Genomic DNA, 20,269 nt, shown 5'->3' with positions numbered 1-20,269 from the left:
GTTCAACCTCCTGCAGGCGCAAATACCAAATCTCGCGTCACGATGATCCTGACCGGGAAGCCGGGCCGGATCGTCAGCGTAGGCGCGACCTGCAACTGGCGCTGCACGATCTGCTGGCCCGCCTGGTTGATCGTGTCCACGGCCCCGTCCCGAATGGCCTGAACCAGGCGATCCTCATCATTGGCGGCAAGCTCCACTCCGACGGCAAGCAGTGTCGAGAGACCTGCCGCGCGCATCAGATCCCACCAGTGATAATCGACGCCATCCTCAAGGCCAGCGTAACCAGAAGCGTCCGCGCCCGGCAGGCGCTCCAGCACTATTGAACGTCCGCCCGGCAGGATCAGGCGATTCCACACCAGCAACACGCGGCGCTGGCCGAAACTCACGCCATCATCGTACTGGCCGATGATGCGTGTTCCCTGCGGAATCAGGAGCAGACTGCCGGTCGGGCTGTCATAGACGTTCTCGGTCACTTGAGCCGTGATCTGACCCGGTAGGTCTGAACGGATGCCGGTGATGAGCGCGGCCGGGATCACGGCCCCGGCCTGTAGTATCCAGGGCGAGGCCGGCGGCGTGACACGATCCGGTGCAACGGTCTGCCGATCCACCGGCCCGCCCAGGAAGGCGGCATGACGGTTCTGCCCGGCCGTTCCCTCTGGTCGCCCGCCGAGACCGGCCAGGCCGGGCATGGTCGTTCCCGGCATCGCTCCCGTGCGCGGGCCGGTCTGGAAGAACACGTTGCTCAGGCGCGCGGCTTCTTCCTCGGCGCGGCGGCGTTCCTCCTCAGGATCGACAGCGGGGCCGGCGATCGGCGGCGACGCGACCGGCAAGCCTCGCTCCTGTGCGTCGAGGATCGGCCGTCCGAGATCGCCGGGCAAGGCCGGACCAAGGACCGGGCCGGTATAGTCTGACGGCAAGCCCGTGAGCCCGTCCGCCGTGGGCCGGTTTTCGATGGAGTAGAGCTCGTCTCCTCCCGGCCCCGCCTCGCGGGTCTGGAGGGCATAGATCAGCGCCCCACCAATGCCGAGAAGCGCGACAGCGCCGACGCCTGCCAGCATCTTGCGGGACAGACGGGTGACACGCGGAGGCGCGGCGCGCAGGCGCATGGGCGCAGCGGTGTCGGTGATCGAGTTGTCTGTCATGACGGCGAGTCTCCGGTGGCTGCGGGCTGAGCGGCGGCCTGCCGTTGCTCGATACGGACGATCCTGACGACCTGCTGGCGATCGCCGCTGCCGAGGCGCAGTTCGGCCGCGCCGAAGAGGCGATCCACGATCAGGACGTTCTGGTGGATACGGGAATTGACGATCTGGGGTTCGCCATCGGCACCCAGGACGAAGAGCGGCGGCATCTCGCCCTGCGCGATGCCCGCCGGGAAGACCACATAGACGCGGCGGCCATCGTCGAAGACCGAGACCGGACGCCAGGGCGGGCTGTCGCCCGGAATCTGCAACCCATAGCGATGGTTACGCGCAGACGGCGCCGGGATGGTCGGCGAAGCCGCGACGGCCTGCCGCTGACCTGGCGGCGGTGCGGGATAAGCCCAGGCGACCGATGGCATGTAGAGGGCTTCCCGCGCACGCAGTTCGATCGTGTAAACCCGCCTATCTGTGGTGATCACGAGATTGGTCGAGATGTCCTCGCGGGTCGGCTTGACGAGGATATGGACGCGGGTGTTCGCCCCCGATCCGCTCTGGGTGTCGCCAATGATCCAGCGCGTCGTATCGCCCGCCGCAATCGGCCCCGCGCCGGTCAGGCTCTCGCCCGGCTCCAGCGCAATATTGGTGATCTGCCCCGGCGCGGCATAGACCTGATAGAGTGCGCCTTCGCTCCACGGATAGATTTGGATGGCGTTGTAATAGCCCTCGCGGCGCGGTTCGACGCGGGCGGCGGCGTTGGCGTTCTCGACGCGGCCATCGGGCGTGCTGGCGGCGGTGCCGCCGCGCGCCACGGTCCAGGCGGGCGGGACATGCAGCGGCCGGGGACGATCCTCGGCAGAGGTCGCGGGCGGAGTCGGCAGCGGCGGCACGGACTCATCGTAGCTGAATTGCGGCACCCGGTTGGTGGCGCAGCCTGCGAGCATGGTGGCGGAAAGCAGCAAAGCCGCCAATACGGGTTTACGGAAAACCGGAAGCCCGGCGTTACGGAAGGTCGAGGCGGTCATTGACTCATCTCCCGCGACCAGTTGATCGCGTTGACATAGATTCCGAGGGGATTGGCGCGCAGGCGCTCGGCGCTGCGCGGCGTCTGGATCACGACGGTCAGGATCGCGGTCCAGCGCTCGGTCGTGGAAAGTTGGCCGTTCTCGTAGTGGCGCTCGCTCCAGGCGACGCGGAACGATCCCGGCGAGGCCCGAATGACAGAGGACACCTCGACGGCGATCTGTTGACGACCGACGCGTGTGAACGGGTCGTTGGCGCGGGCAAAGTCATTCAGAGCAGCCGCCCCGCGATCCGTGGTGAACTCATAGGCGCGCAACCAGTTCTGCCGCACGATGATCGGATCGGCGGGGATGGACCGGACCTGTTCGATGAAGCGGCCGAGATGGAAGGCGATCTGGGGATCGGTGGGCTCGTAATCGGCGGAGGCCGGAGCGACAGCCTGGGCCTCGCCGAGCGCATCGACTTGAACGACCCAGGGCACTACCGTGCCACGTGCGGATTGCCAGACCAGGGCGCCGGCAAAACCCGCCGCCAGGATCAGGCTGCCAAAGGCCATGTAGCGCCAGTTGCGGGCCTGAACGCGGGCGGAGCCGATACGCTCGTCCCAGACCTGCGCGGCCTTCTGGTAAGGCGTCTCTGGCTGAGGTGTCTTGCCATAATGGGTGGCGGAGCGCCTGAAGAGGTTCATGAGCGATCCCTTTCGGAGAGATTGACGGAGGAGCCCGAGCCGTGGCTGTCACCCGACCGGACGGCATGGGCGGCAGCGCGCACGCCATGGCTCACGGCCTGGCTATGGCGCATGCGCTTCGCCCAGGCAGGCGGGCCATCGGCGGAGGATGGGCCGGAGCTGCCATGCTCGGATGCCGCACCGCCGACCGTGCCCATCGAGGTGGTTCCGCCCGTCGCCGCAACACCGCCCTTGACGCCCTCGACGAAGCTGGACTGGATCCCGCCAGCCGCGCGAGAGGAGGCCTTCTTGAGCGGTGATGCCGCGGCAGCAGCCCCGGCGCGCGCTACACCAGCCATCCCGCCGGCGAGACCACCTCCGCCCATCAAGCCAAGCGTGTAGGCGCTCGAGGCAGCACCCGCCGCGGTGACGCCGCCACGTGCGAGGGCGGCACCACCGGAGAGTGCAGAACCCGCCCCGCGTGCCGCCAGCATGCTCGCCCCTCCGGCGCCGATCACAGCGCCACCAACGGCAAGGCCGGTGCCTATGGCCGCCCCCGCGCTGAGTTGCGGCCCACCGGACACCAGTCCCGAGGCGATGCCAGGGCCGAAGATACCGAGGCCCAGCAGAGACAGGGCGGCCAGCACAATCGCCATGGCGTCATCGATGGTCGGCGTCACACCCCCGAAACCCGCGGTGAACTGGCCGAAGAGCGTCGATCCGATGCCGATGATCACGGCGAGGACCAGGACCTTGATGCCGGAAGAGATGACGTTGCCCAGCACGCGCTCGGCCATGAAGGCGGTCTTTCCGAACAGGCCGAAGGGGATCAGCACGAAGCCCGCGAGGGTCGTGAGCTTGAACTCGATCAGGGTGACGAAGAGCTGCACGGCGAGGATGAAGAAGGCGAGGATCACCAGCGCCCAGGCGAAGAACAGGCAGAGAATCTGGACGAGGTTCTCGAAGACCGCGACCCAGCCCATCAGATCGGAGATGCTCTCGAGCAGCGGTCGCCCGGCCTCGAGCCCGGTCTGGGCGACGCGGCCGGGGCGCAGAAGATCGGCGGCAGAAAACCCGGTGCCCGAGGCCATCAGACCAAGGCCCGCGAAGCTCTCGAAGACAATTCGGGCGAGGTTGTTCCAGTTGGAGATGATATAGGCGAAGACCCCGACAAAGAGCGTCTTTTTCACCAGTCGGGCAATGATGTCATCATCGGCGCCCCAGGCCCAGAACAGGGCCGCCAGCGTCACGTCGATCACGATCAGCGTCGTGGCGATAAAGGCAACCTCGCCGCCGAGCAGGCCGAAGCCCGAGTCGATATAGCTGGTGAAGATGCCGAGAAAATTGTCGATGACGCCCGTTCCGCCCATGGTTCACTGCCCTCCGTTCGGTGCCGGCGTCGCCGGGGCTGGCGTCCGGCCAAGGAAACGGTCGCGGTTTTCGGCCCAGGCGGCGAGGCAATCGGCATCGCTGCCGGCCGCCTCGCCGAGTTGCTGGCACCAGCGCAGCGTCGCGCGGAGGGGATCGGCCGGCGGCTGAAGTGAGGGAGCGGTGCTGGTCGGCACGGGATCATCCTCGCGCGTCATCTCGATCACCGTTGCGGTGATCGCGATCGCGACGAACACGATGGCCGCGATCCGGGCCAGCACCTTCCCCTCCATGCTCTGCCTCCTTTCCTCAGTTGAACATCTGCGCATTGCCGGGCTGGTAGCCCGAGCCCGGCGTCAGGAAGCGCTCGCGCTGGATGCGGCCCTGTTCGGCGGCGGTCGCACGTTCGGCCTCGGTCAGGGCATCGGCGCGGCCGTTTGCCGAAATCACCGCGATCAGGTCGGAGAGCTGCTGCGATTGCAGGGCGAGAAGCTGGTTGCCGGCCTGGGTTGCCTGAAGCGCACCCGTCGCGCCCTGGCTTTCGCCGACCAGCGCCGACATCTCGGTACGGTTGCTGTCAATATTGCCGACGACACCGGCCTGGACGCGCATGGCGTCCTGGAGGCCACCGACGGTGTTCTCCCAGCGGGACCGGGCATCGGCGATGAGTTGCTGGTCGGTCGCGGTCAGCGACAGGTTGCCGTAGTCCTGCTGGAACATCTGGTCGATGTTCTGCACATCGAAGGCGATGTTCTGGGCCTGCCCGAGAAGCTGCTGGGTGCGCTGGACATTCTGCTGAAGCGCCTGAAGCGAACTGTGGGGCAGGCTCGCAAGATTGCGCGCCTGGTTGATCAGCATCTGCGCCTCGTTCTGGAGGCTGGTGATCTGGTTGTTGATCTGCTCCAGCGTCCGGGCGGCGGTCAGCAGGTTCTCGGCATGGTTGGTCGGGTCGTAGACGATGCGGCCGAAGCCGCCGAAGAAGCCATGGGCAGGCGTCGTGAACACCGGGGCCAGTGCCAGCGGGGCAGCGAGCGCGAGGGCGAGCACCGAGGCGCTCGCCGTGCGGGGGAACCGGGGCAGTTTGTACGTCATGGAGTGATCTCCTCTTCTTCCAGGGTGATGCCGAACTCGTCTTCATCGACGACGAGCGGTGGCAGGTCCTCGCTTTCCACCGCGAGATTGATGAGGTCCGGGATCAGGTCAGCCGCCCAGTCGACGCCGCGCGCTCGAAGCCAAGCGGCGAGGAAGCCGTCTCGGCCGTGCTCGGCGAAGATCTCGGCAATCAATGCCTGGTCGGATTTGGCGGACGCGGCGCAGAGCGCGAGACCGACTTCGGACAGGCCCAGTTCGAACAGCCGGTTACCCCGCCGGGACTGGCAGTAGTAGTCGCGCTTGGGCGTCGCCCGTGCGAGGATCTCGATCTGCCGGTCATTGAGGCCGAAGCGGCGATAGATCGCGGTGATCTGCGGCTCGATCGCGCGTTCGTTGGGCAGAAGGAGCCGCGTCGGGCAGCTTTCGATGATTGCCGGGGCGATGGCGGAATTGTCGATATCCGACAGCGACTGCGTGGCGAAGATGACGCTGGCGTTTTTCTTGCGAAGGGTCTTGAGCCATTCACGGAGCTGCTCCGCGAAGGCATCATCATCGAGCGCCAGCCAGCCCTCGTCGATGATCAGCAACGTGGGCCGGCCGTCCAACCTGTCCCCGATGCGATGGAACAGGTAGGAGAGGACGGCAGGCGCGGCGCCGGTCCCGACCAGCCCCTCGATCTCGAAGGCCTGCACGTCCGCCGATCCCAGATGCTCGCTTTCGGCGTCCAGCAGGCGACCATAGGGACCACCGACACAGTAGGCCCGCAGCGCCTGTTTCAGGTCGTTCGATTGCAACAGCACGGCAAGGCCGGTGATGGTGCGTTCCCCCACCGGGGCCGAGGCGAGCGAGGTCAGCGACGTCCAGATATGCTCCTTCACCTCGGGGGTGATCTGGATGTTCTCGCGCGTCAAGATCGCCACGATCCAGTCGGCCGCCCAGGCACGCTCGGCCGTCTCGTGGATGCGCGCCAGCGGTTGCAGCGAAACGGATGTCTCGGCTGCATCGGTCAGTTCGCCACCAAGATCGTGCCAGTCACCGCCCATGGCGAGCGACGCGGCGCGGATCGAGCCGCCGAAGTCGAAGGCAAAGACCTGGCTGCGCGGATAGCGCCGGAACTGCAAGGCCATCAGCGCCAGCAACACGCTCTTGCCCGCGCCGGTCGGGCCGACGACGAGAGTGTGGCCGACATCACCGACATGCAGGGAAAACCGGAACGGGGTCGATCCTTCGGTCCTGCCATAGAGCAGCGGGGGTGCGCCGAAGTGATCGTCCCGCCCCTCGCCCGCCCACACGGCACTTGAGGGCACCATGTGGGCAAGGTTGAGCGTCGAGACCGGCGGTTGCCGGACATTGGCATAGGCATGTCCGGGCAGGCTGCCGAGCCAGGAGTCGACGGCATTGACCGTCTCGACCATGACGCTGAAATCGCGGGACTGGATGATCCTCTCGACCAGCCGCAGCTTCTCGTCGGCGCGGCGGGCGTCCCCGTCCCATACGGTGACGGTCGCGGTGACATAGGCCATGCCGGCCATGTCGGCGCCGAGTTCCTGCAAGGCCATGTCCGCATCGGCGGCCTTGTTCGCGGCATCGGTATCGACCAGTGCGGATTGCTCGTTGGTCATCACCTCCTTGAGGATGGCGGCGATGGACTTGCGCTTGGCGAACCACTGGCGCCGGATACGGGTCAGCAGCCGCGTCGCGTCCACCTTGTCCATGAGAATGGCGCGGGTGGACCACCGATAGGGAAAGGCCAGCCGGTTCAACTCGTCGAGCAGGCCGGGAGTCGTGACGCCTGGAAAGCCGGTGATCGTCAGTACCCGGAGATGCTGATTGCCCAGGCGCGGTTCCAGCCCGCCGGTCAGCGCCTGATCCGGCAGCAGCGCGTCGAGGTGCATCGGAATTTCGGGCACGCGCACGCGATGGCGGTTGGTCGAGATGGTGGAATGGAGGTAGGTGAGCGTCTCCGCGTCATCGAGCCAGCGGCATTCGGGCATGAACCCGTCGAGCAGCGCCAGCACGCGGTCGGTGCGGTCGATGAAGCCGCGCACCTGTTCCCAGGGATTCACGCCCGAGGTCTCGCGGCCCTCGTAAAGCCAGGATTCCGAACGTGCCGCGTCTTCTGCGGGCGGAAGCCACAAGAAGGTCAGGAAGTAGCCCGAGACGAAATGGCTGCTTTCCTCTTCGAAATCGGCCTTGCGTTCGGCATCGACCAGCGCCGAGGCGGGATCGGGGAAGCGGCTCGCGGGATAGGTCGCGGCCTCGGTCCGCTGCGCCTCGACGAAGATCGCCCAGCCCGAGCCCAGACGGCGGAAGGCATTGTTCAGACGCCCGGTGACCGCAACCAGTTCGGCCGCGACGGCGGAATCCAGATCCGGTCCGCGAAACTTCGCAGTCCTCTGGAACGAGCCGTCCTTGTTGAGGACCACGCCCGAGCCAACCAGCGCCACCCAGGGCAGGTAGTCGGCGAGGCGCGATGCGGTGCGGCGGTACTCCGCAAGGTTCATCATGGATCGTGCCTCACACTGAAAGATGACCGGGGATACGCAGATGGCGGCGCACGACCTCGACGAAGAGCGGATCGCGCTTCGCGGCCCAGACGGCGGCGATGTGCCCGACCGCCCACATCAGGATGCCGGCAAGCCAGAGCTGGAGACCGAGACCGATAGCACCGGCGAGCGTGCCGTTAAGGATGGCGACCGAGCGTGGTGCGCCGCCGAGCAGGATCGGCTCGGTCAGGGCGCGGTGAACCGGAATCGAGAAGCCCGGCACGTCGTCGAGCGCTTCGAAGGCGACCGCCATCAGACCAGCGCCCCGCCGCCGAAGCTGAAGAAGGACAGGAAGAAGGATGAGGCCGCGAAGGCGATGGAGATGCCGAACACGATCTGGATCAGGCGCCTGAAGCCGCCGCCGGTATCGCCGAAGGCCAGCGTCAGGCCGGTGACGATGATGATGATCACCGCCACGATCTTGGCCACCGGCCCCTCGACGGATTCGAGGATGGATTGCAGCGGCGCTTCCCAGGGCATGGAAGACCCCGAGGCATGGGCGGCGGGTGCTATGAAGAGGCTTACATAGGTGACGGCGGCCGCTGTGGCGATGTGATGGCGGATACGGAAGGCGCGACGGATCATTCGGGGTCTCCTAAATCGTGAGTGGTGGCGGGTTCTGAAAAGGCGGGCGAAATCCGGTAGTCGCCGTCCGGCCCGAGGCCTTCGACGCGGGCGAGTTCGGCCAGCCGGCGCGCAGAACCGCGCCCGGCCAGGACGGCCACGAGGTCGATGGTCTCCGCGATCATGGCGCGCGGGACGGTGACAACGGCTTCCTGGATGAGTTGTTCGAGGCGGCGCAGCGCGCCGATCCCGCTCCCGGCATGGATGGTGCCGATGCCGCCGGGATGGCCAGTGCCCCAGGCTTTGAGCAGGTCGAGCGCCTCGGCGCCGCGCACCTCGCCGATCGGGATACGATCAGGGCGCAGGCGCAGCGAGGACCGCACCAGTTCCGACAGGGTGGCGACGCCATCCTTGGTGCGCATGGCGACGAGGTTCGGCGCGGAGCATTGAAGCTCGCGGGTGTCCTCGATGATCACGACGCGATCCGAGGTCTTTGCGACCTCGGCCAACAGCGCGTTGGTCAGGGTGGTTTTGCCGGTCGAGGTGCCGCCCGCCACGAGGATGTTGGCGCGGGTGGCGACCGCCAGCCGCAGGGCTTCGGCCTGCATCCGGCTCATTATGCCGACGGCGACATAATCATCGAGGCTGAACACGGCCACAGCGGGCTTGCGGATGGCGAAGGCCGGGGCTGCGACGACGGGCGGCAGTAGGCCCTCAAAGCGCTCGCCGGTTTCCGGCAGTTCCGCCGAAACGCGCGGGGAGCGGGCATGGACCTCTGCGCCGACATGATGCGCGACCAGGCGGACGATGCGCTCACCATCGGCGGCAGTGAGCGTCTCGCCCGTATCGGCCAGACCCTCGGACAGCCGGTCCACCCAGATTCGACCATCGGGGTTCAGCATGACCTCGACGACGGAAGGTTCCAGCAACAAGGTTGAGATGGCAGGCCCGAGCGCCGTCCGGAGCATCCGCGCGCCGCGGTCAACACTTGCCTGTTTGTGGTTGCTGCCTGCCATCTCGTCCCCGTTCCACCGGGGAGGCGAGATGCGATCCCCAACTGGGGATCACTAAAAGAGACGCAAAACGGGTCGGTTCAACAAGTTTCGGGCGTCGTAGTAGTGTGGGATAAAAATACAGGGAGACGGCGGTGTTGCCCTGTTCTGAAGCCGTGCCCGTCGCCTCTGTCCGGTGCGCGGCAGTCAGTTTTCTGATTCGGGCACATCCTCGGAAACCTCCTGCCGGAGCTTGGGCCCCTGGGCGAGCCGTCGGCCGAGCGCGGTGATGAATGCCTCATACCGCTCTCCCACCTTGGCCTTGGCCGCGTTCGCAGCAGGTTCCGGGAGGGCCGGCGTCGTGGCGAGCCAGAAGCGGATGAAGACCGCCAGGGTCTCGACCGCGATGCCGACATCGCGTTCCATCCGCGTGATGCGGCGGTCGATCTGATCGAGGCGCCGGGCGACGATCGCCTCCCGGCGCTCGGCATCATCGGGTGACAGGAAGGACGCGATGGCAGCCTCTGCGATCATGGACTGCGAGCGATCCCGGCGGGCGGCAAAGTCCGCCAAGGACTTCTCGATGGCCGGGTCGAGATAAACCGTGACCTTTCTCTTTTTCCGGGGATTGGTCATGTCGCTAGAGTTCCATGCCGTCGCCGGGGTTCATCGAGACTTGACGGGCGATCCCCTGCGCATGTGTCATCATGCGCCGGTTCTGCGCTGCTTCTTCGTCAGGATCATCGGCCAGGCCCGCCTCGAACTCGTTCTCGATGGGTTTCTTCTTCTCCACCGGCTTCACGCGGGTGAGTTCGGGTTGCAGCCTGCGTTCGGATTGCGTCGGGTCTTCATCCTCGGCCGGTTCAGATGAAGGCTCTTCTCCGGAATATTCCGGTCGCTCGGGAATCGGCAGTGCGGTCCAGTCGTCCGCCTGCGCCGTGTCGGGCGGCGTCAGGTCTGGTGGTGCGAGAAGGCGTTCGCGGAACCGCGCATCCTCGAAATACCGCGCCTTCTTCGCCCGGACCGGCGGGATGCCGGCGACCATGACGATCTCGTCGTCGGGCGGAAGCTGCATGATCTCGCCCGGCGTGAGCAACTGCCGCGCGGTCTCCGAGCGCGAGACCATGAGATGGCTGAGCCAGGGCGCAAGGCGGTGCCCGGCATAGTTCTTCATGGCCTTCATCTCGGTGGCGGTCCCGAGTGCGTCGGAGACCCGCTTGGCCGTGCGTTCGTCATTGGTGGCAAAGCTCACCCTGACATGGCAATTGTCGAGGATCGAGTTGTTCGGCCCATAGGCTTTCTCGATCTGGTTCAGCGACTGCGCGATCAGGAAGCTCTTGAGGCCGTAACCCGCCATGAAGGCCAGCGCGGTCTCGAAGAAGTCCAATCTCCCAAGCGCGGGAAACTCATCCAGCATCAGCAAGAGGCGATGCCGGCCGTCGTTTTCCTGCAGATCCTCGGTCAAGCGACGGCCGACCTGGTTCAGCAGCAATCGCATCAGGGGCTTGGTGCGGTTGATGTCGGAGGGCGGCACGACGAGGTAGAGCGTCGTCGGCCGATCGCCCCCGACGATATCGCTGATCCGCCAGTCGCACCGGCGCGTCACCTCGGCGACCACGGGGTCGCGATAGAGGCCGAGGAAGGACATGGCCGTCGACAGCACGCCGGACATTTCATTGTCGGATTTGTTGCGCAGCTCGCGCGCCGCGCTGGCGACGACGGGATGCGGTCCCGCTTCCCCCAGATGCGGGGTTCGCATCATGGCAAGCAGGGTGGATTCGACCGGGCGCTTGGGATCGGAGAGGAATTTGGCAACGCCCGCCAGCGTCTTGTCCGGCTCGGCATAAAGGACATGCAGGATCGCGCCGACGAGGAGCGAATGGGAGGTCTTTTCCCAGTGGTTTCGCTTGTCGAGGCTACCCTCCGGGTCCACCAGAATATCGGCAATGTTCTGGACGTCGCGCACCTCCCACTGACCGCGGCGCACCTCGAGCAGCGGATTGTAAGCCGAGGAGTTCGGATTGGTGGGATCGAAGAGCAGCACGCGGCCATGCTGCGCGCGGAAACCGGATGTGAGCTGCCAGTTCTCGCCCTTGATGTCGTGGACAATCGCCGAGCCCGGCCAGGTCAGGAGCGACGGGATGACCAGTCCGACGCCCTTGCCGGATCGGGTCGGCGCGAAGCACAACACATGCTCCGGCCCGTCATGGCGCAGATATTCCTTCTCGTATCGGCCGAGGACGACACCATCGGGATCGAGGAGGCGCGCGGCCCTGATCTCGGACTTCTCGGCCCATCGCGCCGAACCATAGGTGACGACGTTCCTGGCCTCGCGCGCCCGCCAGACCGACATGCCGATGGCGACCGCAATGGCGATGAAGCCGCCCGAGGCCGCGATGATCCCGCCTTTGGCGAAGATCGGTGGCGCATAGGCTTCATAGAAATACCACCACCAGAAGATCGCGGGCGGATAGTAGACCGGCACGCCGAAGAGCACGAACCAGGGCGGCCCGAGCTGGGGCTGATAGCCGAGGCTCCAGGCAACGTATTGCGTCGAGCCCCAGGTGGTGGCGAGGATGATGAGGAAGACGATACTGATCTGTCCCCAGAGGATTTTCGTCGCGGACATGGGCGATGGTCCTTTCCGGTTGAGGCTAGAGGCCGAGCCCCCGCTTGCGGCCGAAATCCCAATCGACGCCGCCATCGTCGCGGGCGACGCCTGACACATGGCGGCCGATCTGTTTTTCGAGAGAGGGCGACCAGGGCACGAGCTGAAATCCGAGGCCGTCGTCGATCATCGCGAAGCGGCCGGAGGCGAGCGCAAGCCGTTGACGGTAGGCGCCGGCGACATATTCGCCGCTGGCTGCGCGATTGAACGGCAGGCCGGTCTCAGTGGCGAGTTTCTCGCCGAGCGCATCGACCTCGCGCTGGCGCAGGGTGCTGAGAAGGCGACGTGCAAAGACGACGCGGCCGCCGTGGCCTTGCCGCTCGGCCATGCCCTCGCCGATGAGATGTTCCGCGCGCTCGTCCATCGCCTGACGGACCTCCGCGCCGAAACCGCTGTCCGAGAGGGCGATGGGTTCGCGGGCAATCGCCTGCCGGTCGAGCCAGGTCGCGCCGGTGGCGTCGATCTGAGCGCCGAGATCGAGATCGGAGCGGACGGCGAGTGCGACACGGCGCTGCCCTTGCGCGTCCTCCCAGGATCGCAGTTCCACGATCGAACCGGGCGGGCTGTCGCCTGTGGCATCGAGATGCGGCAGCCTGATATGATGGGTGCGGCCGTCGGTGCCGTCGACCACGGCATAGGCCGTGCCCTTCAACTCGTCATCGAGCCCGCGCTCGACCAGTCGGCCGATGACGGGAACGTCTAGACTTTCGCCGGCGAGAACATAGCTGCCGGAACCGCGCTCGATGCCGCGCTCGGTCAGGGCGCGGTGCATGCGCTTGATGATGTCCCCGCGCTCGCCCATCTCGCGCAGCACGGTTTCGGCCTCGGGCTTGATGAACCATTGCGAATGTCCGATCTGCCCGGCCAATCCCCGGATTTCGAGGGTGCGCAGACGGCCGACCTTCAGCGCATGGAACTCGTCCGGCTGGCCTCCGGCCGGCGGGGCAAGGTCGATGATCCCGGATTTGTGGGCGTCGCGGACAAGCTGCCGGTCGAGCTGGGTCCAGCGTTCCGCCTCGACCTGGCGTTCCAGATTGCGGTGGATCTCCAGATCGGTGCGCGGGCCGAGTTCCTGCGTGACGAGATCCTGCGCGCGGGCGCGCATCCCCTCCTTGATGTAGTCGCGGGAGATCACGAGGTCCTGGCCGTGATCCGTCCGGCCGCGCAGGATGATGTGGATATGCGGATTGTCGGTGTTCCAGTGATCGACGGCGACCCAATCGAGCTTCGTGCCAAGGTCCTTTTCCATCTGACCCATCAGCTCGCGGGCGTGCGCCTTGAGGTCGGTCATGTCGACGGCATCCTCCGGCGAGACGATGAACCGGAAATGATGCCTGTCGTCCTGGCACCTTTCCGCGAAGGCGCCGGCATCCATGTCGTCGATTTCCGGGCCGAACATCCGCGCCTTTTCCCCGTCGCGGGTCACGCCGTCGCGGCGCAGGTAATTCAGATGAGCGCCCAGCGGGGCGGAACGCGCGGTATGGCGCACCACGCGGGTCTTGATGACGACGATGCGCGAGCGCCCGCTCAGCAGGCGATTGGCCTGGATGCTGGCGCGCTGGCCACGCCCGAAGCGTGAGCGATTGCCGGGTGTGATCTTGCCGGAGCGCGAGACGCGCCCGCCGGCCTTCTGGGCGGCGGCGAGCGCCTGGGCGATGAAGGGCCGGGCCTGTTGCGCGCGGGTCGAGCGGATGCGCCCTGAACGGATGCGGAACTCGCTGTCATCGGACATGGGCCAACCCCGCACAGTGCAAAAGGATGTGGAATATCAGGAAGATGGGCGCGCAGCGCACGGTGCGCGCCAGCGCCGCACGGTGCGGAACGCGCCGGAAAATCCTGCAAAAACAACCGCCCAACCGAAGCGCACCGTGCGCCTTTTTATCTCGCCATCCTTCGGTCGTGGTGCCTGCCGCCACCCCTCGCGCCCTCCATGACACGCCAGCGCCCGACAGGATGCGAATTGCGTTGCCGCCGCTCATGGCTGGTCCCCACCTGCATTGCGGGTGACGAAGAGGCCCTCGAGCTGCAAGGCGGTGAGCGACTCCGGTGCAGCCGGGAGGAGCGAAGGGGCGTCGTCCGGCGTGCGGTCGGGGGACGCGGGATCGGCAGCGGAAGCACCGATCTCACGCGCCACGAAGATCGCCGCTTCGCGCCAGTCGGGCGGCGGAGCGACCGCCGAGCCGCTGCCGGTAGGCCGCTGACCGAGCAGGATCGGGGTCATCGCGGCGACATAGGCGCGCGTCTCGGCCGGCAGCGGACGAGCCGTCGCGCGGTATTCGTCGTAGCGGCCGGGACCGGCATTGTAGGCCGCGAGCATCGCGGCCACATTGCCGTATCGGTCCCACATCTCGCGCAGATACGCCGTTCCCGCGAGGATATTGTCGCGCGGATCAAAGGGATCATGGCCGAGAGCATGACGGATGCGCAGCCCGGCCCAGGTGTCGGGCATCACCTGCATCAGCCCCATCGCGCCAGCCGACGAAACGGCGCGCGTATCGCCCGCACTTTCGGCCCGCATCACGGCCATGACCCATGCTGCGGGGATACTGAAACGCTGCGATGCCTCGGCGATATGGGCGTCGTGCGGATGCGCGGTGACGGCGCGATCCGGCACGGTGATCTGCGCCAGAACCGGCGGCGCGACGATGACCGGGATCAACAGGCCGGAAAGAAGAAGGAGGATGATGCGGCGACGAGCGCCGCATCTTCCCGTAGCGGGATGGGTGCAGGGAATGATCATGGTCAGTCCTGCTCGTCGCGCTTCTTCGGACGGGTCCAGCGCAGGCTCCAGTCGCGACCTTCGTCGTCGGACTGGAACAGGCGGGCGCGGATCGGCTGCTGGAAGGTGGGATCGTCGAGCAGGACCGAGACGAACGGTCCCGCGCTTTCGCCGGTGTGTTTCCAGCCCGCGCCGACTTCCGGGCCATCCTCGTCGCCGAGATGGATGCGGTAGGCCGGTGCCTTCTCCGAGTCGGCATTGTCGACCGGAACGAAGGTCAGTTCCAGGTCGAGCGAGAGCGTGCGAAGCTGTCCGGAATAGCCGGACGGGGTGCGGGTGAATTGACCGATCTGTGGCATTGGAGGCTCCTTCCTCATGCGGTGGATGGGATGCGGGCCGCTCGCACGCCCCGCCATGGGCGCAACGTCACCGCTCCGGCGCGCGCCAGACGAGGCGGCCATCGCCGTCCTCGTCGGTGAAAAGCGGAATGGCCCGGCCGATCACCGCCGAGGCGGGGAACGGCCCGAAATAACGGCCGTCGAGGCTGTCGCCGACATCGAGGTTCATCAGGAATATCTCGTCCTCGGCGATGGTGCGGCAGCCCTGCCAGACCGGCAGGTCGCGGCCCCGGCTGTCGCGTTCCAGCGCCTCGCCCAACTCGATCCCGTCCACCGTGATCGCGCGGCCGTCACGGCACAGGCGCTGTCCGGGCAGGCCGACAACATGCTTGAGGAGCGGCACGTCGCGGGCGACGTAGCCGCGCGCGACCATGAAACCGGCGACGGATTCGGGCGGCATGACGGCGACCAGATCGGGCACCTCGAGCCGGTCCGCCGGCGCGATGGTGTAGAAGCCGATCGGCACGCTGGCCGATGCGTTCCAGACCAGCTTGGGTGCGGTCGGACCGATGCTGGCGATGACGGTGGCGAGCGCCGCCGCCGTCAGCATGACATAGCGGGCGCGGGTCATTTGCCGATCTCCCGGCGCCGGAGCCATGCGTCATGGCGATCCACGGTATAGGGACGCGGCGCTTCGCTCGCGTTCATCCAGTGGGCGACATGGCGCCAGTGATCGGGATCGACCTCGGCCGGATCGATGCCGAGCGCCTCGATGGCATCGACATGGCGAAGGACATCCTCGACCTTCGGCCAGCCCTCGATCTTCAGCAGAATCTCGCCGCCGGGACGCACGAAGGGCAGCGTCTGATAAGCGCTGCCGGGCGCAACGGCGCGCACGATGTCGATCCGCGAGATGACGGTGCCATAGTCATTCGCCGCCCAACGGACGAAGGCGAACACGGCGCCGGGACGGAAAGAGACGGTGCGGCGGCTGCGGTCGAGGATATGTTCCCCGGCCTCCTGACCGAACCTGATCCAGAACTCGATCTTCTTTTCCACCCACGTCAGTTCCACGCGGGTCATGTCATCTTCATGAGCTGCGGCGCCGATCATGAGCGCTCTCCTGATGTGTCGGGAAATTCGCGCGCGAGCAGGTCGCGCAGCATGTCGGTGACGGTGCCACCCCGCCGGATCGCGGCGATCTTGATCCGCCCGCGAAGCTCGGGCGTGATGTCGATCGTCAGGCGGGCGGAATAGACCGCGGCATCGCCGCCGCGCTCCGGCGGCGTGTCACCGGCCCTGATCCAGCCATCGGGATCGGCCGGGCGGGCAGCAAAGCCGCGCTTCTCGTTCCTCCCCGTCATGACGCGCCTCCGTGGTGAAACGGCAGCACCATGGCGATGCGCGCCCGCGCGCGCTCGGCCATGTCGGGGTCGATCTCGCAGCCGATGTAGCGCCGGCCGGAAAGCCGACAGGCTTCCCCGGCCGCGCCGGACCCGGCGAACCAGTCGCCGACCAGCCCGCCTTCCGGGCAACTCGTGCGGATCAGGATTTCCAGCAGGGCGGACGGTTTCTCGGTCGGATGGATCGCACGGCCGTGGCAGTTGCGCAGATAGATGACCGAGCGCATGAGGCGCGGCCCGCCGTCCTGGCTGACATAATGGCCGGCGTCGATCCGGCCGGTATGGGGAGGACGTTGCTTGCGGCGAACCGTCCGCGCGGTGGCGTCGGGCGTGGTCTGGACGTCGTTGTAGATGTCGCGCCAGGCCGTCTCGGCGGGATAGAACTGGACGGCCAGTTCATGCACCCGCTTGAAGCGGTCGGCATGAAACCCGGTGCCGTTCTGCTTTTCCCAGACGATCTCCTGTGCGATCCGCAAGCCGGCGTCAGTGAAGCGGTCGGCCGTCGCCATGAAGCAGCGCAGCGAGCCGAAGACCCAGAGCGAGCCGGTCGGCCGGAGGGCGGCGCGCGCCAGCGCGACCCAGCCCTCGACGCGCCGATCCCAGGCGAGCGAAGTGTCGCCATAGGGCGGATCGGCGAGGATCATGTCATAGGGCGCGTGCCAGGGCATTTCTTCACGGCAGTCGCCGGTGAGGACGGTCATCGCACTGCCCTCCCGATGCCCAGCCCTTCGATCTCGGCGGTGAGCGCGGCAATCTCACGGGCGGCGGGAGATTGGCGGTCGATCTCGCTGGCGAGCCGCCCGGACTGCGCGGCGTCGGCGAAGACGACGCGCTGGCCGATGGCGCTGGAAAGCATCGGCGGATCGTGGTCGGCCAGTGTTTCGGCCGTCTCGCGGGCGATGACGGTGCGGGCGCCGCAGCGGTTGAGCGCGAAGCGGGCGATGAGCTGCGGCCGGTAGATGCGGGCCTCCGCAAGGAGGGACAGCATCTCGGCCGAGGCCCAGCCGTCGAACGGCGAGGGCTGCACCGGGATCAGCACCAGATCGGCGGCGAGCAGCGCCGAGCGCATGAGCCCGGCGACACGCGGCGGCCCGTCGATGACAACGTGATCGACGTCGCGGGCGAGTTCGGGCGCTTCACGGTGCAGCGTATCGCGCGCCAGGCCAACGGTGCCGAAGGCGCGTGGCAGGCCCTCACGCGCGCGCTGCTGCGACCAGTCGAGGGCAGAGCCTTGCGGATCGGCGTCGATCAGGGTGACGCGGCTGCCCCGGCTCGCCAGTTGACCGGCGAGATGCAGGGCCAGGGTCGTCTTTCCGACGCCGCCCTTCTGGTTGAGGAGCGCGATGATCATCGCAGGCCCTCCGGCGGATCGAGCGGAAGGCGGGGCGCAGGGGGATCGTCGGTGCCTGACGTCCCGTTCTGAGCAGAGCCCGATCGGGATGCGTGCGAGGCGGCAGTTTCCCTTTTCTTCCCGGCGATGCTGAGGCTTTTCGCGGTGTCGCGGATGAGGTTTTCCACATCGCGCGCGCGCTCTTCAAGGTTAGACTCTTTGTTAGACTCTAAGTTAAGGGCGCGATTTCGTGTTTCTGTGCAGGATGTTAGGGCGGGTTTGGGTTCCCCATAGCACGCGACCCCGGTTCCCGATGGCACGCCTTTCCGGGTTCCGGATGGCACGAGGCCTTGCACAGGTTTTCCACAGGGCAGGATCGGCTCGAAGGTGAGCAGCGCGCGGCCGCCGAGTTCGATCTCCAGAAACAGGGTGTAGCCGGGCAGCGGCTGGCGGCGGATGATGTCGCGCAGTTCAAAGGCAAAGCGCTTGAACGGCGACAGGCTGCCGGATTTCTGGTGCAGGTGGCGGAAGTCGAAGCGCCAGCCTCTGCGCTGGCGTCCACCATGCTTGCGGACGATCCGGTAGAGCCAGCGTTCGAGGCCCCCGGTCAGATCGAAATAGGTCCGGTCGATGGTGAGCACCAGCGCGTCATCGAGGACGGCCTGATAGAACCAGTCCGGCACGATCATCTCGATGCCGTCGGCTTTGCCGCAGCGATCGGTGCGCTCCTTCCATTCGTTGATCCAGGAGAAGCGGTGGCGGCGACCTTCCGCCGGCTGGCGGATCGTGGTGGTGACGGTGGTGGACTGGAGCCGATCGAGCGCGGCTTTCAGGCGTTTGTAATCGCGTACCGATGTGCCGCGCCCGATGAAGCGGAGGATTTCATAAGGTGTGGCGACCATGAGCCGCGAGGTGCGAAGCCCGGCGTCGCGCGCCTCGACGATCTGGCTCGCCGCCCAGATCAGGATGTCGGCGTCCCAGATCGTGGCCATGCCGTGATCGGGAACCGCCTCGACCCGGATGCTCACGCTGCCTGCGGTGAAGTCGATCGGCGCGATGCGCTTCGACTTGGCGAGGGAAAAGAAGGGATAGGCCATGAGATCCTGCGCGTCTCGGGGCGCGAAGTCGCCGGGGAGCGCCCGGAACAGATCGAGCTGCCCGCGCTCGGAAAGGGATCGACGTCGCGCCGTCATGGATGGAACCCACTGCGCTCAGCGGGCGTAGCGGCCGGGCTGCGGACCGGCGGGCAGCGTCTGACGCTTGGCTGGCAGGACGGAACCGCGCGGATCGGAGGTCGAGGTAACTGCGCCCCGCGCGGCCCAGGCTTCGAGATCGTCGATGGCATAGACGACGCGGCCGCCGAGCTTGCGATAGGCGGGGCCGGTCCCGTAGGTGCGGTGCTTTTCCAGCGTGCGGGCGGACAGGCTGAGGAAGTCGGCCGCTTCCTTGGTGCGCAGGAAGCGCGGCGGCAGAATGACGGGTTCATGCGGCATGGAACGGGCCTCCGTGGTGTTGCGGCGGCCGCTGCGGATCAGCGGCGGACAAGGACCACGGTGGCGAAGAAGAAGCGGCGAGGTGCAGGGCGAAGTTGGGGGGTATCGAAATCGCCCACCATCGGGCGCAGGATGTTGCGCTATCCTGGATGGCGATGGCGCAGGAGTTTTCGATAGCCGCCCGCGACCATGGCACGGGCATCGCGCAGGAGCGCCTTGATGGCATGGCGGGCCGAGGATGCCTGCCATTCCTCGCGGTCGAGACGCTCAGTGTGCAGGATGACCTGCGCGATTTCCTGCTGGGTCGCGCCGGCCCTGTATCCGTCAAAAGCCCGGAGCATCCGTCGGAGACGTGCGCGCTGCTGCCGGGTCAGGCGCGTGTCGGGCGGGATGGCGCGACCGTGCAGGGCCGAGAGGAAGCGGCGGATCGCTTCGATCCGGTCGAAGCCGTCGAGACCGAGCGGAACCACGGCCACCGTAATCGCTTCGCCGCTGGCGGCGCTGTCGAGGATCTGGAGCATCTGCCCGTTGCCGAGCGCGAAACGGAAATCGCCACCGGCGCTGGCCATCGTGAGGTGGACGCGCCAGATGGCCGGGACATGGCCGAGGCTGTCCTCGAATGCCGGCGGGGCTGGCGTCAACAGGATCGCGCTCGTGTCCTCATGCGGCATCCAGAGGACGGCGGCCTCAGGTGGGGCAGTGAGCGGATCGACGGGGAAATCGCAACCCCCACCGCTGCCGGATGTGTTCGGTCAGCGGTTCGGGGTCTCCATGGCCAGCAAGCGAGGCTTCGAAGTCGGTGTCATAGGCGTCATTGCGGCGAAGCCATTCCCATGCGAGGTCGGATGCCGTCAGCGCATCCAGATGGTCGTATTCCGCCGCAGAACGCCAGGTCGATGCGTCAGGGGTCATCACTGCCTCCCGAGTCTT

At 66.8% G+C, this 20,269-nt stretch carries 24 protein-coding genes; all 24 read right to left on the bottom strand.

Annotation, left to right across the window (positions count from 1 at the left end; genetic code table 11):
• Positions 1-2 precede the first annotated feature (2 nt).
• On the bottom strand, positions 3-1,142 hold the full coding sequence (locus HNR59_RS19380; RefSeq protein WP_183832743.1) for a TraB/TrbI/VirB10 family type IV secretion system protein: 1,140 nt from the start codon (positions 1,140-1,142) through the stop codon (positions 3-5).
• Complete coding sequence (gene trbG / locus HNR59_RS19375) at positions 1,139-2,161, bottom strand: P-type conjugative transfer protein TrbG (RefSeq protein WP_183832741.1); 1,023 nt, start codon at positions 2,159-2,161, stop codon at positions 1,139-1,141. The genes HNR59_RS19380 and trbG overlap by 4 nt, the downstream gene beginning before the upstream one ends.
• Positions 2,158-2,847 carry a conjugal transfer protein TrbF gene (trbF, locus tag HNR59_RS19370; RefSeq protein ID WP_183832739.1) on the bottom strand — a complete coding sequence of 230 codons (690 nt, stop codon included), beginning with the start codon at positions 2,845-2,847 and terminating at the stop codon, positions 2,158-2,160. The genes trbG and trbF overlap by 4 nt, the downstream gene beginning before the upstream one ends.
• Positions 2,844-4,196, bottom strand: a complete 1,353-nt coding sequence (gene trbL / locus HNR59_RS19365; protein WP_183832737.1) for a P-type conjugative transfer protein TrbL — start codon at positions 4,194-4,196, stop codon at positions 2,844-2,846. The genes trbF and trbL overlap by 4 nt, the downstream gene beginning before the upstream one ends.
• A 3-nt stretch (positions 4,197-4,199) precedes the next feature.
• Positions 4,200-4,487: a putative entry exclusion protein TrbK-alt gene (trbK-alt, locus tag HNR59_RS19360; RefSeq protein WP_183832735.1), complete on the bottom strand. Its 288-nt coding sequence runs from the start codon at positions 4,485-4,487 to the stop codon at positions 4,200-4,202.
• Between the two features lie 16 nt (positions 4,488-4,503).
• Complete coding sequence (gene trbJ, locus HNR59_RS19355; protein ID WP_183832733.1) at positions 4,504-5,286, bottom strand: P-type conjugative transfer protein TrbJ; 783 nt, start codon at positions 5,284-5,286, stop codon at positions 4,504-4,506.
• On the bottom strand, positions 5,283-7,793 hold the full coding sequence (trbE, locus tag HNR59_RS19350; protein WP_183832731.1) for a conjugal transfer protein TrbE: 2,511 nt from the start codon (positions 7,791-7,793) through the stop codon (positions 5,283-5,285). The genes trbJ and trbE overlap by 4 nt, the downstream gene beginning before the upstream one ends.
• 10 nt (positions 7,794-7,803) lie before the next feature.
• Entirely contained in the window at positions 7,804-8,085 is a 282-nt protein-coding gene (locus HNR59_RS19345) for a VirB3 family type IV secretion system protein (protein WP_183832729.1), read from the bottom strand.
• A complete protein-coding gene (locus HNR59_RS19340; protein ID WP_183832727.1) occupies positions 8,085-8,417 on the bottom strand; it encodes a TrbC/VirB2 family type IV secretion system protein in 333 nt (110 codons plus the stop codon). The genes HNR59_RS19345 and HNR59_RS19340 overlap by 1 nt, the downstream gene beginning before the upstream one ends.
• Positions 8,414-9,412: a P-type conjugative transfer ATPase TrbB gene (trbB, locus tag HNR59_RS19335; protein ID WP_183832725.1), complete on the bottom strand. Its 999-nt coding sequence runs from the start codon at positions 9,410-9,412 to the stop codon at positions 8,414-8,416. The genes HNR59_RS19340 and trbB overlap by 4 nt, the downstream gene beginning before the upstream one ends.
• Before the next feature lie 183 nt (positions 9,413-9,595).
• Positions 9,596-10,024, bottom strand: a complete 429-nt coding sequence (locus HNR59_RS19330; RefSeq protein WP_183832723.1) for a CopG family transcriptional regulator — start codon at positions 10,022-10,024, stop codon at positions 9,596-9,598.
• 4 nt (positions 10,025-10,028) lie between these two features.
• The gene (locus HNR59_RS19325) at positions 10,029-12,017 is read right to left on the bottom strand and encodes a conjugal transfer protein TraG (RefSeq protein ID WP_183832721.1); all 1,989 of its coding nucleotides are present in this window, start codon (positions 12,015-12,017) and stop codon (positions 10,029-10,031) included.
• 25 nt (positions 12,018-12,042) lie between these two features.
• Positions 12,043-13,788 carry a relaxase/mobilization nuclease domain-containing protein gene (locus tag HNR59_RS19320; RefSeq protein ID WP_183832720.1) on the bottom strand — a complete coding sequence of 582 codons (1,746 nt, stop codon included), beginning with the start codon at positions 13,786-13,788 and terminating at the stop codon, positions 12,043-12,045.
• A 243-nt stretch (positions 13,789-14,031) separates the two neighbouring features.
• Positions 14,032-14,796 carry a lytic transglycosylase domain-containing protein gene (locus HNR59_RS19315; RefSeq protein WP_183832718.1) on the bottom strand — a complete coding sequence of 255 codons (765 nt, stop codon included), beginning with the start codon at positions 14,794-14,796 and terminating at the stop codon, positions 14,032-14,034.
• Between the two features lie 2 nt (positions 14,797-14,798).
• Entirely contained in the window at positions 14,799-15,134 is a 336-nt protein-coding gene (locus tag HNR59_RS19310) for a DUF736 domain-containing protein (RefSeq protein ID WP_183832716.1), read from the bottom strand.
• A gap of 67 nt (positions 15,135-15,201) precedes the next feature.
• Positions 15,202-15,744: a S26 family signal peptidase gene (locus tag HNR59_RS19305; protein WP_183832714.1), complete on the bottom strand. Its 543-nt coding sequence runs from the start codon at positions 15,742-15,744 to the stop codon at positions 15,202-15,204.
• The gene (locus tag HNR59_RS19300; protein WP_183832712.1) at positions 15,741-16,226 is read right to left on the bottom strand and encodes a DUF2840 domain-containing protein; all 486 of its coding nucleotides are present in this window, start codon (positions 16,224-16,226) and stop codon (positions 15,741-15,743) included. Before HNR59_RS19300 ends, HNR59_RS19305 begins: the two co-directional genes overlap by 4 nt.
• On the bottom strand, positions 16,223-16,477 hold the full coding sequence (locus HNR59_RS19295) for a hypothetical protein (RefSeq protein WP_183832710.1): 255 nt from the start codon (positions 16,475-16,477) through the stop codon (positions 16,223-16,225). Before HNR59_RS19295 ends, HNR59_RS19300 begins: the two co-directional genes overlap by 4 nt.
• Positions 16,474-17,217: a DNA-methyltransferase gene (locus HNR59_RS19290; protein ID WP_183832708.1), complete on the bottom strand. Its 744-nt coding sequence runs from the start codon at positions 17,215-17,217 to the stop codon at positions 16,474-16,476. The genes HNR59_RS19295 and HNR59_RS19290 overlap by 4 nt, the downstream gene beginning before the upstream one ends.
• Complete coding sequence (parA, locus tag HNR59_RS19285) at positions 17,214-17,867, bottom strand: ParA family partition ATPase (RefSeq protein WP_183832706.1); 654 nt, start codon at positions 17,865-17,867, stop codon at positions 17,214-17,216. Before parA ends, HNR59_RS19290 begins: the two co-directional genes overlap by 4 nt.
• Complete coding sequence (locus HNR59_RS19280) at positions 17,864-19,039, bottom strand: replication initiator protein A (RefSeq protein ID WP_183832704.1); 1,176 nt, start codon at positions 19,037-19,039, stop codon at positions 17,864-17,866. The genes parA and HNR59_RS19280 overlap by 4 nt, the downstream gene beginning before the upstream one ends.
• An 18-nt stretch (positions 19,040-19,057) precedes the next feature.
• Positions 19,058-19,339, bottom strand: a complete 282-nt coding sequence (locus HNR59_RS19275; RefSeq protein WP_183832702.1) for a helix-turn-helix transcriptional regulator — start codon at positions 19,337-19,339, stop codon at positions 19,058-19,060.
• Between the two features lie 140 nt (positions 19,340-19,479).
• Entirely contained in the window at positions 19,480-19,980 is a 501-nt protein-coding gene (locus HNR59_RS19270; RefSeq protein ID WP_246374866.1) for a DUF2285 domain-containing protein, read from the bottom strand.
• Positions 19,981-20,026: 46 nt separating this feature from the next.
• Positions 20,027-20,251: a transcriptional regulator domain-containing protein gene (locus tag HNR59_RS19265; RefSeq protein ID WP_183832698.1), complete on the bottom strand. Its 225-nt coding sequence runs from the start codon at positions 20,249-20,251 to the stop codon at positions 20,027-20,029.
• Positions 20,252-20,269 lie beyond the last annotated feature (18 nt).

Origin of the sequence: Aquamicrobium lusatiense, assembly GCF_014201615.1 — a bacterium.
Lineage (GTDB): Bacteria > Pseudomonadota > Alphaproteobacteria > Rhizobiales > Rhizobiaceae > Mesorhizobium > Mesorhizobium lusatiense.
This window is presented reverse-complemented; position numbering and strand designations above follow the sequence as displayed.